The sequence below is a fragment of the Lentibacillus juripiscarius genome (assembly GCF_042685205.1).
GTDB classification, from domain to species: domain Bacteria; phylum Bacillota; class Bacilli; order Bacillales; family Amphibacillaceae; genus Lentibacillus; species Lentibacillus juripiscarius.
Map to the genome: position 1 here is coordinate 1 of NZ_JBHUNA010000039.1, position 14797 is coordinate 14797.

Below are 14797 nucleotides of genomic sequence, written 5' to 3' on the forward strand. Positions count from 1 at the left end.
CAAATTACAAGGAAAACCTTATATAGCGGTTTCACAAAGGGTGTTGCATTTACTATTGCAATTTAGGTTCCATTATGATAGAATGATACTGGAAGTCTATTCATCCAATGCTGTGGAGATGATTTACTTTCGGTGTACTGTCAGCCCCTTGAAAGCCGGGGGTGTCCAGCCGTTTTTTTGTAACGTCAGTATAAATTATGGATGACCTTATAAGAAAAACTTCGGCATTTACTAAAAAACGAGGCAAATGTCGAGTTTTCCTATGACGGAGATAAAAATGGCTGCTGCCTTACAGAAGGGAGAACATAAAATGGGGAAAGATCTGATGAATGCAGTCGAGCAGGTGGTTGGTGCTGCCAATGATGCGATGTGGGGCACCATTTTAATTGCTGTGCTAATTGGACTTGGTTTATGGTTCACGATACGCACTGACTTTGTCCAGTTCCGTAATTTTAAAGAAATGATACGCCTCATATTTGATAAACGGATGGTCAGTGCAGAAGGAAAAAAAGGAACATCGTCGTTCCAGGCGTTTGCCATCAGTGCGGCGTCGCGGGTCGGAACGGGGAACCTGGCCGGTGTCGCTTCAGCCGTGGCTGTCGGCGGCCCCGGGGCAATTTTTTGGATGTGGCTGATTGCGATGCTCGGTTCGGCCACAGCATTTGTGGAAAGTACGCTGGCCCAAGTGTATAAAACACCGGATAAGGACCAATACAGAGGCGGGCCGGCTTATTACATGGAAAAAGGTCTGAATCAGCGCTGGCTCGGTATTGTGTTCGCCATTACCATTACATTCACGTACGGGCTTGTGTTCAACTCCGTGCAGTCAAACACAATTAGCCTTGCGTTCAGCGGCGAATTTGATGTCAGCCGGAATATCATGGCGCTTGTGTTAGTTGTCTTGACCGCCATCGTTATTTTTGGCGGACTGAAAAGTATTGCAACCGTTACGCAGTATATTGTACCAATTATGTCTGTGATGTATATTATTCTAGCGGTTTATATACTCGTTATGAATATTGCTGAAGTTCCAAGTATGATTGGGCTTATTTTCAGCAATGCATTCGGGATCCGTGAAGTAGCAGGCGGCGGATTTGGTGCTGCCATTATGATGGGAATCAAGCGTGGGCTGTTCTCGAACGAGGCTGGTATGGGAAGTGCGCCGAACGCAGCGGCGACTGCTGAAGTGACGCACCCGGCCAAACAGGGATTCATCCAGGCGCTCGGTGTCTTCTTTGATACGATTCTAATGTGCAGTGCGACCGGCTTTATCCTGGTTTCGGCAGGCGGCTATGCGGATAGTGACCTGGACGGAATCCAGCTGACTCAGCAAGAATTCGAATTCCATATTGGAACCGGTGCAGCCATTTTCATTGCAATCGCCATTTTCTTTTTCGCCTACAGTTCCATCCTTGGTAACTACTACTATGGTGAAAACAACATGGACTTTATCAAAAATTCCAAACTGGGCAGGTTCCTTTATCGGATTGCCGTGCTATTGATGGTTGTCTTCGGTGCGGTGGCAACCTTCGACCTCGTCTGGCAGCTTGCCGATTTGACAATGGGCATCATGGCACTGATTAACTTGTACGCCATCACCAGATTATTTGGTGTAGCCCGCCGTGTGTTACGTGATTATCGCGATCAGCGGAAGGCCGGAAAAGATCCGGTATTCTATCGGGACACGCTGGATGATACGACCGGTGTGGATTACTGGGGACGCGAACAGGTGGCAAACAAAGGTGAATAAATTGGGATATACTGTCTGCTCTCTTCGTGGGGCAGGCAGTTTTTTGTGGGCGGGAGGCGCTAGTGAGGCGTTGGCGACTGTCGTTGCGATTTCAGCCTGGAGAAGTACGGGGCTAGGAACGTAATTCTCTGTTTTCGCTGAAGTTGTCACAGAATCCGCTGAAGTTCACAGTGTTTTCGCTAAAGTTATCATAAAATCTGCTGAAGTTCACAATTTTTTTGCTGGAGTTGTCACAATTATGGGTTAAAGTCCCAAAAGGCACCCCATCCACTCCTGCGCCGCCGGAACTCGTAAGCAAGGTTGTGCCGGGACCGAGTTTTCCGCTGACATAAAAACCTCACAGAACGAATACGGATTGGGTGGCGATAGAATGATAGCGGAGAGGGGGAGCTAAATATTGTGTTTTTTAAAAATTACTACTATTATTAGCCATAGGTATCAAACTTTCAGGGGGGGGGTATATGGCATTACAAGTAGGCGATATCATAACATTTGAAAGGACGTTTACGTTAAAGGATGTTGAATTATTTACAAAGATCTCAGGTGACGAGGGGGAGCACCATTTAACACCAGACGAACAGGGGAGACTTGTCGTTCAGGGTTTGCTGACGGCTACATTACCAACAAAAATAGGCGGGGACAATAACGTACTGGCGCGTACGATGAATTTTGAGTTTTTGCGGCCAGTGTTTACGGGGGATACGATAGTATGTGAAGCTAAAATTGAGGAATACGAAAGACAAGAAAAAAATAGAACAGCAATCACTGCCTCCTTTTCCTGTATAAATCAGAAACAAAAAGAAGTGTTAACAGGGGAATTTTCAGGAGTTATACTTTAAACGGTTCGTGTTCGTTTACAAAAGGACTCAGCGATAAACTGAGCCTTTTAAAAGCTAATATTGTTATGACCTATGCAAATTCATTTGTTATTCAATCTATTATGCTTTACGTTCCGCTATCTCCTGCGGTGTGATCCAGTCATCGGCCCATTTTTGGATTTCCTGAATGACCGGCTCCAGTGCATTTCCTTTTTCTGTTAAAGAATACTCGATGCGAACCGGAAATTCGGAATAGATGGTACGTTCGACAATGCCTTCTTTTTCCAGCAGTTTCAGTCGGTCAGAAAGCAAACGTCCACTGATTGGCAGGCCTGCTTCCATTTCCGAAAAGCGTTTTGCACCATTCAGCAATTCAAATAAGATGAGACCGACCCAGCGTTTGCTAATAATCTCCATTGCCTTTTCAAAACGCGGACATAATTCATTCATGCAGATCACCTCGCTCGGTTTGCCAAAACACTCTGATTACGAAAAGTAACTTGATTCCATCATAACACAGGATGCCCGACAGGTAAATTGCAGCTGAAGCGGCCGTTTGTATGTTGTATGATTTGGTGATTTTTTTAAAATATGAAATAATAATGATGCTAAATTAAATATGCTGATTTGGAGGGAATGAACATGGTATCAACAAAAACAATGGAAAAGTATGCTGATTTGGCCTTGCAAACGGGAGTCAACCTGCAGGAAAATCAGGCACTTATGATCAACGCACCGATTGAAGGGGCGGATTTCACCCGAATCGTTGCCAGAAAAGCATACGAAATGGGTGCGAAAGACGTACATATTAATTGGTCGGATGATGAGTTGACCCTTTTGAAATATGAAAACGCACCGGATGAAGTGATTGGCTCGTTTCCGGAGTGGAAGGTCAAGCTTAACGAATCCTACGCAGAAGATGGGGCGGCCGTTCTGTCAATCCGGTCCACGAACCCGGACCTGTTGAAGGACATCGATTCATCGAGGGTAGCGATGGCGAATAAAGCCGCGGCACAAGCGATGAAAAATTTCCGGCAATATACGATGAACGACCGGATCACCTGGTCTATTATTTCCATACCGACCGGTGACTGGGCACAGAAAATTTTCCCTGACAAGTCTAGAGGAGATGCAGTCGAAAGCTTATGGGACGCAATCGTCAAAATTGTCCGTGTCGACAAGGATGATCCAGTTGCCGCATGGGAAGAGCACAATAAAACATTGGAAACAGCACGCGAAATTCTGAACCGCAAAAAATACAAAAAACTCCAATTCAAGGCACCTGGTACAGATTTGGACTTGGAATTGCCTGAAGGACACCTCTGGAAAGGCGGCTCCGCTGTGTCTGAGCAAGGCGTTCGCTTTAATCCGAACATGCCAACGGAAGAGGTCTTTTCCATGCCGCACAAATATGGTGTTAATGGTACCGTATCAAGCACGAAACCGCTGAATTACGGCGGCAGCGTGATCGACAACTTCACCCTGACATTTGAAGACGGCAAAGTGGTTGATTTTAAAGCAGAACAAGGAGAAGATACATTAAAACACCTGCTCGATACGGATGAAGGTGCACGCCGGCTTGGAGAAGTGGCGCTTGTCCCGCATGAATCACCAGTATCTCAGTCAGGACTCATTTTCTACAACACCCTATATGACGAAAATGCATCCTGCCACATCGCTCTGGGCAAAGCATATCCGACCAACGTGGAAGGCGGCTCCAGTATGGATGCCGACACACTCGACAAACACGGCGTCAATGACAGCCTCACGCACGTCGACTTCATGATCGGGTCAGAAAAGCTGGACATCGACGGCGTTCTGGAAGACGGCACAACAGAAGCCGTGTTCCGTAATGGGACATGGGCACTAAACGTAAAAGGAGACTAGTGGCTGGGACGTGGGGACAGGTTCATTGTCCCAGTTGCGCGATGATATCGAGCGAGTGATGAGACGAAACGAGCGAGAGCGCGCTCAAATCGAGCGGGAGCGCGGACGAAACGAGCGAGAGTGCAGTCAAATCGAGCGGGAGCAACGTCAAATCGAGCAGAACGGCTCCAAAACTCGCGCGAAAATCAATAAAGTCGCGCGACCCCCGGCCGACCCGCAGCACGTCTCAACCTAAAAAAAGGTGGCATGATTTTAGTCTAAAATCGTGCCACCTATTTCTATATTTTGCAGTTAGTTTATTAATTCTACCATCCGCTCTATTGTCCTGCCTCCATCAATCACATCAGTCCGTTCTTCACCAAAACTGCCTTAATGACCGTATAACTAAATTCATCCGGCAGTGATTCCTTTAATGGTTTTAGCTTCGTTTCCTCCAGCTGCTCCCGGGCTTCCAATATGACTTTTTCATCATCCGCATTAAAAAATATCTCCCAGGCAATTGGGTGTCCATCTTTAAATGCTTTAAACAGATGGCTTTCAACGGTTTGTGAGGAGATGCCGCGCAATACAGCGATGTCTTTTATCGGTTTTCCCGACTGGAACATGGAATAGCTAATTATGTGGCTCGGCCGGTCATCGGCTTGTTTTTCCTTTTCCTTTTTCGTGACCGCACCCCCGCCTCCGCTTGTTATTTTGACAGGGCGGGGGCTGTTCGGATTACTGCTGCGCCATTCTTTAATAACGGCAAGAAACGGTTCGCCGTACTGATCAAATTTTTTCTCGCCAACACCTTTAATGGCAAGCATATCTTCCTTTGTTTCCGGAAAATACCGGCTGAATTCTTTCAACGTTGCGTCTGAAAACAGCACATACGGAGGTACGCCTTCTTCGTCGGCAATTTTTTTCCGATGGTCGCGCAGGGCTGCGAATAAATCTTCCCGGTAGTCTGTCTCTTCAGCAGCAGGAATTGGTGTGGTGTACATCCAGACGGTTCGCTTTCCTTTCAGCACATCTACGGAATTCTGGTTCAGCTGCAGTGTTGGGTATTTGCCGTCTGCAGTTCCGAGAAGCTGTTCGGCAACGAGAAAATGGATCCGCTCTGTCAGGTCTTTTTCCGTGTAGGCGGATAGGATTCCATAGGTAGAAAGTGTATGCAGACGGAAACTGCGCAGCCGGCTGTCGTTTGATCCTTTCAATACTTTGGCCGTCATGGTGATACCGAATCGCTCGCCCATTCGTTTGACACACGAGAGAATCATTTGCGCTTCTTCGGTGATGTCGACGCGTTCCCGGCGGTGCTGGCAGTTGCTGCAGCGGCCGCATGGTTCATAGTTAGATGTGTCCCCAAAGTAATCCAATATATAAGACGTCAGGCAGCTGTGTGTATGGCAATAATTAATCATTGCCTGCAGCTTCCGGTATTCGCCTTGTTTGGCGTCATCGTCCATCAGTGATTGCTCAATCAAAAATTTCTGCAGTTGAACATCCTGTGGTGAAAACAGCAGAATGCAGTCACTATGCTCTCCGTCACGGCCAGCTCTGCCTGCTTCTTGATAATAGGCTTCCATCGTCATGGGCATGGCGTAATGAATGATAAACCGTACGTTCGATTTGTCAATTCCCATGCCAAACGCGTTTGTGGCGATCATGACGGTTTTTTCATCATGAATAAAAGCCGATTGCGCTGCTTTCCGGTCTTCCTCAGACAGTCCCGCATGATACTTGGCAGCAGGAATGCCCCATTTCACCAACTGCTCCTGAAGTGCATCGGCCTGTTTTCGCGTTGCCGTGTAAATAATGCCCGATTCATCCTGGTGCTCTTTCATAAAAGAACGTACGTAGGTTTGTTTATGTTTGCCTTTGACTACATGGAAAGACAGGTTCTTCCGCTCGAAACCTGTTTTCACGACATGGTCATCCTGAATTTGCAGCAACGTCTGAATATCGGCAATTACTTCTTCCGTGGCAGTGGCGGTTAGGGCGATAACGGCCGGAATATTCGGTATCTGTTTCAAGCTGGTGACGATCGACCGGTAGCTCGGCCGAAAATCATGCCCCCATTGGGAGATACAATGCGCTTCGTCAAACGCAGCCAGCGAAATCGGAATCCGCTTCATAACGGAAATAAATGCGGATGACTCAAATCGTTCCGGTGCCGCATAGACAAACTGGTATTCGCCGGCCTCAATCGCAGCAAGGCGCGCCTGTTGTTCGCCCGGTGTCAGTGTACTATTTATGTAGGTTGCCGGTATCCCTAGAGCCTGGAGGGCATCGACCTGGTCTTTCATAAGTGAAATCAGCGGCGAAATAATGATCGCGGTCCCATCGAGCGCCATGCCCGGAATCTGATAGCACAGTGATTTTCCCCCGCCGGTCGGCATGACAGCTAGTGTATTATTCTCTTGCATGATATGTTCAATCGTCTGCTGCTGTCCTGAGCGGAACGATTCGTATCCAAAGTATGTATTCAAAATTGCTTCGGCTTGTCCCATCATTATTTGATTCCCCTTTACCCTTACTTATAGTAACATATTTTTTCCGGCCGGAACCATTAGAAAAAACCCGCCAGTTACCTCGTCACATAGTGCGTGCTTCGAACCGCGGATTAACTGCCAACCTTATAAAAAGGCTGTTCACCAAAATCTATGTTTGACAAATTAGATGTCATTTTGACGTAAGCAGTCGCTTCGGAAAAACACTACGCTTTCCGTGGGCTTGTCCTCAGCCTCCTCGAAAAAGAAGATCGCTTTTTCTGCGGGGTCTTCACACTGCGCATTCCCACAGGACAAGGAAGGCTTCGGCAGCGATGCATCGCACGAAGAAAATTGGTTTTTATTTTCGAGGAGTCTCCGTGTTTTTCCTCCGCTAGCTAGTTCTACCACCATATTCATTCATTCATTTCAACCATAGATTTTGGTGTTGACCTTATAAAAAAAGAGCTGCCTAAAGCAGCTCTTTATCCGGTATAGGATGGTGCCGGGTGCTTTTTATTAAATAGCCGACAAGCCCGCCGATAAGAGCCGGCACTATCCAGCCGAGCCCAAATGAAAAGAATGGGAGGTGCTCCATCATCGCCGTGACTGCTGGCATGCTGACGCCGAATTCAATCAGTCCATCATATAGCGAAACAAACCCCGTCATAAGAATGGCTCCGCGGTAAACATTTGCCGACCCGCCGAAAAGACGCTCCAGGAATGTCATTAAAATAAGAACGATGGCAATCGGATAAATAAACGTCAAGACAGGCACAGAAACACTGATAATTGTATTCAGCCCTTGGTTGGCAATCAAATAACTGGCAATGGTCACCATCGCGGCAATACGTTTGTACGGATAGCCTGTCAGCTTATGGAAAAATTGCCCGCTTGCGACAACCAGACCCGTCGATGTTGTAAAACAGGCCAGTCCGACGATAATACCAAGCAGCATCGCTCCAAAACTGCCAAACATGACATCAGCCGCTCCCGATAAGATATCCCCGCCATTGGCAAAACTGCCTGCAGATGCCATTTTGGTGCCAATCCACCCCATTGATGCATAGACCGATATGAGGCCGACACCAGCAATCAGTCCGGCTTTCAGTGTGGATTGAACAAGATGTTTCCGGGAAGAAATACCCCTATCTTTAAAAGCTTGGACAACAATAATGCCAAATGCCAGTGCTGCAATCGCATCCATCGTCAGATACCCTTCAACAAAGCCGGTGAATAATGGCGATTGTGCATATTTTTCTCCCGGCTGCTGTACACTGCTGTCCAAAAGGAAAAACCCGCCGATGCAAAGGATGACAATCGCCAGCAGCAGCAGCGGTGTCAGGAACTGCCCAATCCGGTCGACCATTTTGGACGGATTGATACTGACTATATATACAAATAGGAAGAAAATCGTCGTAAACAGAAATAATATAAACGGTGATGCACTGGTAAACGGCTCAAGGCTCATTTCAAATGCAACGGTTGCTGCGCGCGGTATACCGAAAAAAGGTCCAATAGCCAAGTATACGACAGACGTAAACACGGCCCCGAACAGTGGGTGAACCCGATCGGCGAGTTCTCTTGCGTCATTTTTCACCGAAGAAATCGCCGTAACGGCCAGAATTGGCAGCCCCACGCCTGTAATAACAAACCCAGCAATCGCCGCCCAGTAGGATGTACCGGATTCAATCCCCAGTGTCGGCGGATAAATCAGGTTACCCGCTCCGAAAAATAATGCGAAAAGCATAAACCCAATGATAACGGTGTCTTTTTTCATTGTGTATCTATCCCTTCATTCTAACAATGTATCTGCCTTTATTTTCAACAAAAACAAAAAAATCAGAAAAATTAGCTCAAAAATATTCGCAACAAAGCAAAAATAGTTTAGCAAGAATAGTAGTTCCTGTCAACATGATTCGACATAAACTGCCTGGACTGCATGACTGGTACAGAACCTGTAGCAGGCTAGGTAATGAAAATAAAAGTAATTCTAATTGCTCTATGACACGGATTTCAGGCTGTTTTTCGCAGGGAGTCACACTATTCACCTTGCCCTCATGACGATTTTGTGAATTTTTGCATGCGGGAGATTTCATTAAATTGGTTTACAATCACCGGCTCCCCATTTAAAATAATCTTATGTTATTGTCTGTTATAAATATGATACGTTAGGGGGTAATATATGATTCCATCCGTTTTGTTTGAAGTTATGCTCATCGGCCTCTTGGGTATTGGCTCTCAATGGGTGGCATGGCGATACAGATTGCCGGCAATTGTTGTCATGTCCATCATTGGACTGCTTGCAGGTCCGATATTGGGACTGATGAACCCAGAGGAAGATTTTGGAAAGTTATATAATCCGATTATTTCTGTTGCAGTTGCAATCATTCTTTTTGAAGGCAGTCTGAACTTAAGTTTTAAGGAAATCCGCGGTCTTGGACGCCCGGTTTTTCGGATTTCTACAGTTGGAGCATTCCTTTCGTGGATTCTCGGGTCACTCACAGCCCATTATATAGCTGGTTTGAACTGGGCTGCCGCCTTCGTCATTGGCGGTTTGTTTATTGTAACGGGGCCGACCGTGATCATGCCGCTCCTGCGTCAGTCAAAACTGAAACCGCGGCCGGCAAAAATCCTGAAATGGGAAGGAATCATTGTTGACCCGATCGGTGCATTGCTGGCGGTGTTTGCGTTTGAAATCATCAGCTACCTGACAGCAGCAAATCCGGACGGCTCGGCATTGTTCACATTCTTAGCGGCATCTGTCTTTGCAGCGATACTCGGCTGGGCGTGCGGTAAGGGAATAGGCTGGATGTTTGAGTACGGTTATATTCCGGAATTCCTCAAATCACCTGCTGTATTTACCGTCGTCATTGGCTGTTTTACCCTTGCTGATGAAATTGTTCATGAAACAGGATTGCTTGCGGTTACTGCAATGGGAATGACGCTGGCGAACATGGGCATCAGTTCGATTGCCGACATGCGCCACTTTAAAGAAAACGTCTCGATACTCCTGATATCGGCTATATTTATTATGCTAACGGCTTCGCTGCAAGTTGATACCCTTCTGAAGGTGCTCGATCCGAGTATTATGGGCTATGTGCTGCTCATGATGTTTGCGGTACGTCCTCTGTCGATATTTCTGTCAACGATTGGCACAAATTTGTCTTTGAACGAAAAGGCATTGCTGGGCTGGATTGCGCCCCGGGGCATTGTCGCTCTGACGGTTTCCGGCTACTTCGCTTCGATTCTATCTGATGCAGGCTATGTAGATGCATCCCTGATTACAACCATCACGTTTGCTTTAGTGTTTACTACTGTTGTTGCTCATGGCTTTTCCATTGGCTGGCTGGCCAAAAAGCTGCACCTGTCACTGGAAGGAAGACCAGGCACATTAATTGTCGGAAGCAATAACTTTTCCGTGAATCTTGCCAAGTCACTGCAAAAAGTGAAGGCTCCTGTCATGATTGTCGATTCCTCATGGGAGCGGCTGCGTAAAGCCCGTACGGCAGGCGTGCCATTCTTTCACGGAGAGATGCTGTCTGAACAGACGGAATATCAGCTGGATACGAATCCGTATGAATATCTGATTGCAGCGAGTGAGTACAACTCGTATAATGCATTGGTCTGCACGACGTTCATGCCTGAATTTGGCAGGACCAATGTATTTAAAGTCAGTCCATACCGCCGCGACTTAAACGGCATGGGCGACACCGTTAATAAAGTTGCCGGGCGGATTCTCTTCAAAAAAGAGCTGTCACTGGAAGACTTGAACAATAAGATAGCGAAGCACTACGTATTTCGCCAAACATCCATAACAAGTCAGTACAGCTATAAACAATACCTGAACGACAAAGACGATCATACCGTTCTCCTGTATATCATGAAACCATCCGGCCGCATGAGGTTTTATTCTGAGGAAATGCGGGTCACACCGGAGGCAGGAGATAAAATCGTTAGCCTGACCCCGCCGGTAAAAGAAATCAAGAAAATCCGCAAACGCTTGGAAAACCAGCGCAACAACAACGGAAACGGGGGAAACGGCGGAAACGGCGGAAACGGCGGAAACGGCGGAAACAAAACCGAAAACGAAACAGCAACGTTAAATGATTAAAAAAATGCAGCACCACGATTGCCGTGGGCTGCATTTTTTATGTTATGGCGTCTAATTGGCGGTTCAGTTCTTTCAAGCGGTCCTCGATTTCGATCAGTCGCTTCTCACCGGCCGATGTATCCACACTGAATGATGTGGCCTTTTCAACATCCCCCTGAATCCGGCTGTAGTCCGCCTTCAGTTCCGCCATTTCCGCTTCAATTTCCTTCTTTGTCATGCTATCACTCCTGTCTGTAGTGTAGCGCAAAACCACCCTGTAAAACAAGGGCTGCTCATTAGATCAGCGCATCCTCTTCATTCGGCTGGTTGTCCTGATAGGTATGGTAAAAGTGGCTTATAATTGTTTTGACAACGGCATAAAGCGGGACAGCAAACAGCATCCCAAGCAGACCGCCAATGCTTCCGGCGGCCAGAATCACCGTAATAACGGTCAATGGGTGTAATTTGAGCGCCCGTCCCATTACATTCGGTGAAACGAGGTTTCCTTCAATCTGCTGGGCAATGATCATGACAACCGCCACCCACACTGCCATAAGCGGATCCTGAAGTAAACCGACAATGATTGCCGGAATGACAGCCAGGTAAGGGCCGAGAAACGGAATCACGCAAATAATCATACCGAAGAAAGCCAATGTCAGCGCATAATCCAGGTTGATGATGGAATAACCGATGTACAGCAGCAGTCCAATACAGACACTGACAATCAGCTGTCCTTGTATATATGAGGTCAGTGCATCATCAATTTTATGCAAAAGCGAACGAATGCTGGCAGCTTTTTTTGGCTTAAAAAATTGGGTGATGAACGGAACGAACTTTTCCCCGTCTTTCAGCATAAAAAACAGGAAAAACGGGATAAGCACCAGCGCGAAAATAAAGCCGATAAATTCGCTGATAAACCCGAATATGAACGACATCGCCGATTCAATATAGGTCTGCAGGTTGGATGTGAAGTTATCGATTGTCCGGTTTACTTCTTCCGGGATCAGATTTTGATTATCCTGCACGTAAGCGATAAGCTCCTGCGCCCCTGACACCATCTGCGGTATGTTGTCGACAAGGTTGGTGAATTGTTTCTCCAGGACCGGAGCAATATAAGTGGCAATCAAAAACAGGGCCAGAATCAGCAGGAGAAACGTGACAAATATGGAAACAATCCGGTTCAGCCTATATTTCTCCAGCAAGTGCACAAGTGGTCGTGTCAGATAAAACAGAATGCCCGCACCAATGATGGGGAATGCGACTGCACCCATGTAAGTAAACATCGGGTCAAATATAAAACGCGTTTTGGAAATAAGCAAGATTAATAGAAATACAAGAATAAACAAAACCAGTGTTTGGAATGAACGTTTTTCCAGCACCGCCACCACATCCCATCTGTATCTTTTTGTTCCATTTTAACGGTTCTGTTTTACAATGGAAAGCATTCGTTATCTATTTTCACCGAAAACGGTAGACAGTAAACTTGATAGGCTGTTTTCTAAAAGGGATTATTGCTTTTGAATAACGTAAAAACTGGCTATATGCTCTGAGTAGCCCGTATACACGTAGACTCCTGCGGGAAGTGCGAGATAGGCAAGACCCCACAGGGCATAGCCCGAGGAGGCTTGCCACTCGCCCGCGGAAAGCGAAGTGTATACGGGCTGCGGACTATATATCAACAATCTAAACGAAAAGACCACTTGATTAAATAGAATACGGGACAAAAGTATGATAGAATTTGGGCTAATGAATTCGATTTACAGATGGGGGAAGTGCTTTATGCGTCAATGGGAGACAGCTTACGAAAAATGGAAAAATGACGAAGGGCTGGATGCGCATCTGAAACAGGAATTAGATGCAATGCATGACCAGCCTGAGGCGCTGGAGGATGCGTTTTATCGCGATCTGGCCTTCGGGACCGGGGGCATGCGCGGTGTGCTCGGGCCCGGAACGAACCGAATGAATATTTACACCATCCGGAAAGCGGTAAACGGGCTTGCCCACTACCTAAAAAATCACTGTGTCAACGTGAATGACCGTGGTGTAGCCGTATCGTATGATTCCCGGCACATGTCCAAGGAATTTGCAGTTGAGACAGCAAAAGTACTTGGGGCACACGGTGTGAAGGCATATGTGTTCAATACACTTCATCCGACCCCGCTGCTTTCATTTGCCGTCCGCTACCTGGGGGCTGCCGCGGGTGTCATGATTACAGCAAGTCATAACCCACCAGAATATAATGGGTTTAAAGTTTATAATGAAGATGGCGGTCAGGTCACACCAGATGAGGCTGCGGCCATCACCGAGGCGATTCAGAAGACGGAGGATGAATTGAGTGTTCCGTATCTGGAGCAGGAAGAGATAGAGGCAAAAGAGCTGCTCACATGGGGCGGACAGGAAGTAGACAATGCGTACTTGGAACAGCTGGAATCCATAACGAAGCTGGATGCGGACGAGCAGGAACAAACAAAAGACTTACAGATTGTGTTTACCCCTTTGCACGGGACCGCTTGTGACTTGGTGCAGAGAGGGTTGGATAACCTACATTTTCATCAAGTGGACGTGGTAGAGGAACAGGCTGTACCGGATCCGGAGTTTTCTACGGTGGATTCACCTAACCCCGAAGAGCATCAGGCGTTTACGATGGCGATGGAGCTTGGTAAACAGACAAACGCTGACATTCTGATTGGAACAGACCCTGATGCAGACAGACTAGGTGCTGCAGTAAAGAACGACACGGGCGATTATGCGGTGCTTACGGGGAATCAGCTTGGTGCATTAATGCTTGATTATATTTTACGGCACACAGATCCGAAACTGCTGCCAAACGCTCGGATGATCAAGACAATTGTCACGTCGGAACTGGGCAGGCGAATTGCTGATAGCTATGGGGTCCAGACGATGGATACACTGACCGGGTTTAAATATATCGGGGAGAAGATCCGCCAGTTTGATGCCACTGGGGAAGCGTTCATTTTCGGCTATGAGGAAAGCTACGGATATTTGATAAGTGACGTCGTACGCGATAAGGATGCGGTTCAGTCCGCCATTTTTGCCTGTGAAATGGCTTATTACTGGAAAAAACAGGGCAAAACACTTTACGATGCACTTCAGTCACTTTATGAAACGTATGGCTATTATGTGGAGGATATGATTTCCCTGAAGCTGACCGGCAAACAAGGATCCGAAAAAATCGCTCGTATCATGCAGGCGGCCCGGACGGAATCATTCACTGACATCGGTGGAGTGGACGTACTCGCTGTTGAGGACTATTGGACCAGCGAACGCATGGTAGCCGGCAGCAGTCAGCCAGAGGAAATTGACCTGCCGCAGGAAAATGTAGTGAAATTTTTGCTGAAGGATGACTGCTGGATTTGTCTGCGCCCATCGGGAACGGAACCGAAACTGAAATGTTACGTCAGTGTCCGTGGCGATAGTGAAGAAGATAGCAGAAAACGGCTGACGAAACTGAAAACAGCGATGGATCATTTTCTGCATCGGACACAGTCATGAGCGGCTGTCCCGGAACGTGAAAGCAGCTTGTACTGATAAAATAATTGACAGTGAGCCGTTGTAGTGGTTAAATGATTATAGATTTCAAAGAGGTTGTTCATACGATTTAAAGGGGAGTAGCTTTTACAGTAAAGTCGTCATTACAGAGCTCATTTGCAGACTCTCGGCTTTATTGGCAACGAATATGTTGTTAGCAAGACCTTTACCGGTTATGGGTAAAGGTCTGTATATTTTACAGAGGCTTTTACACATTATTGGTAAAAGC

Annotated in this window: 10 protein-coding genes; 5 read left to right on the top strand and 5 right to left on the bottom strand. The window is 46.8% G+C overall.

Annotation, left to right across the window (positions count from 1 at the left end; translation table 11 throughout):
• Positions 1–325 precede the first annotated feature (325 nt).
• Both ACFSUO_RS14815 and ACFSUO_RS14820 read left to right on the top strand, forming a co-directional pair.
• Positions 326–1750 (top strand): alanine/glycine:cation symporter family protein, encoded by a 1425-nt coding sequence (locus tag ACFSUO_RS14815; protein ID WP_382395528.1) that lies wholly within the window; start codon positions 326–328, stop codon positions 1748–1750.
• A 461-nt stretch (positions 1751–2211) separates the two neighbouring features.
• Complete coding sequence (locus tag ACFSUO_RS14820) at positions 2212–2589, top strand: hotdog domain-containing protein (protein WP_382395474.1); 378 nt, start codon at positions 2212–2214, stop codon at positions 2587–2589.
• Between the two features lie 99 nt (positions 2590–2688).
• Here the strand turns inward: ACFSUO_RS14820 and ACFSUO_RS14825 are convergent, their stop codons facing one another.
• Positions 2689–3018 (bottom strand): winged helix-turn-helix transcriptional regulator, encoded by a 330-nt coding sequence (locus ACFSUO_RS14825; protein WP_382395476.1) that lies wholly within the window; start codon positions 3016–3018, stop codon positions 2689–2691.
• Positions 3019–3210: 192 nt separating this feature from the next.
• Between ACFSUO_RS14825 and ACFSUO_RS14830 the strand changes: the two genes are divergently transcribed.
• Positions 3211–4455 (top strand): aminopeptidase, encoded by a 1245-nt coding sequence (locus ACFSUO_RS14830; protein ID WP_382395478.1) that lies wholly within the window; start codon positions 3211–3213, stop codon positions 4453–4455.
• Between the two features lie 338 nt (positions 4456–4793).
• Here the strand turns inward: ACFSUO_RS14830 and recQ are convergent, their stop codons facing one another.
• Together recQ and brnQ are read right to left on the bottom strand one after the other, a co-directional pair.
• Positions 4794–6950, bottom strand: coding sequence for a DNA helicase RecQ (gene recQ, locus ACFSUO_RS14835; protein WP_382395480.1), 2157 nt, complete (start codon positions 6948–6950; stop codon positions 4794–4796).
• A gap of 448 nt (positions 6951–7398) precedes the next feature.
• On the bottom strand, positions 7399–8706 hold the full coding sequence (brnQ, locus tag ACFSUO_RS14840) for a branched-chain amino acid transport system II carrier protein (protein WP_382395482.1): 1308 nt from the start codon (positions 8704–8706) through the stop codon (positions 7399–7401).
• A 405-nt stretch (positions 8707–9111) separates the two neighbouring features.
• On the opposite strand from brnQ, the gene ACFSUO_RS14845 reads away from it, so the two are divergent.
• On the top strand, positions 9112–11040 hold the full coding sequence (locus tag ACFSUO_RS14845; RefSeq protein ID WP_382395484.1) for a cation:proton antiporter: 1929 nt from the start codon (positions 9112–9114) through the stop codon (positions 11038–11040).
• Between the two features lie 37 nt (positions 11041–11077).
• Here ACFSUO_RS14845 and ACFSUO_RS14850 read toward each other — a convergent pair whose 3' ends face one another.
• Together ACFSUO_RS14850 and ACFSUO_RS14855 are read right to left on the bottom strand one after the other, a co-directional pair.
• Positions 11078–11257, bottom strand: a complete 180-nt coding sequence (locus ACFSUO_RS14850; RefSeq protein WP_382395486.1) for an SE1832 family protein — start codon at positions 11255–11257, stop codon at positions 11078–11080.
• Positions 11258–11315: 58 nt separating this feature from the next.
• Positions 11316–12398, bottom strand: a complete 1083-nt coding sequence (locus tag ACFSUO_RS14855) for an AI-2E family transporter (protein WP_382395488.1) — start codon at positions 12396–12398, stop codon at positions 11316–11318.
• 400 nt (positions 12399–12798) lie between these two features.
• On the opposite strand from ACFSUO_RS14855, the gene ACFSUO_RS14860 reads away from it, so the two are divergent.
• Positions 12799–14532: a phospho-sugar mutase gene (locus tag ACFSUO_RS14860; RefSeq protein ID WP_382395490.1), complete on the top strand. Its 1734-nt coding sequence runs from the start codon at positions 12799–12801 to the stop codon at positions 14530–14532.
• The last annotated feature ends 265 nt before the right edge of the window (positions 14533–14797 follow it).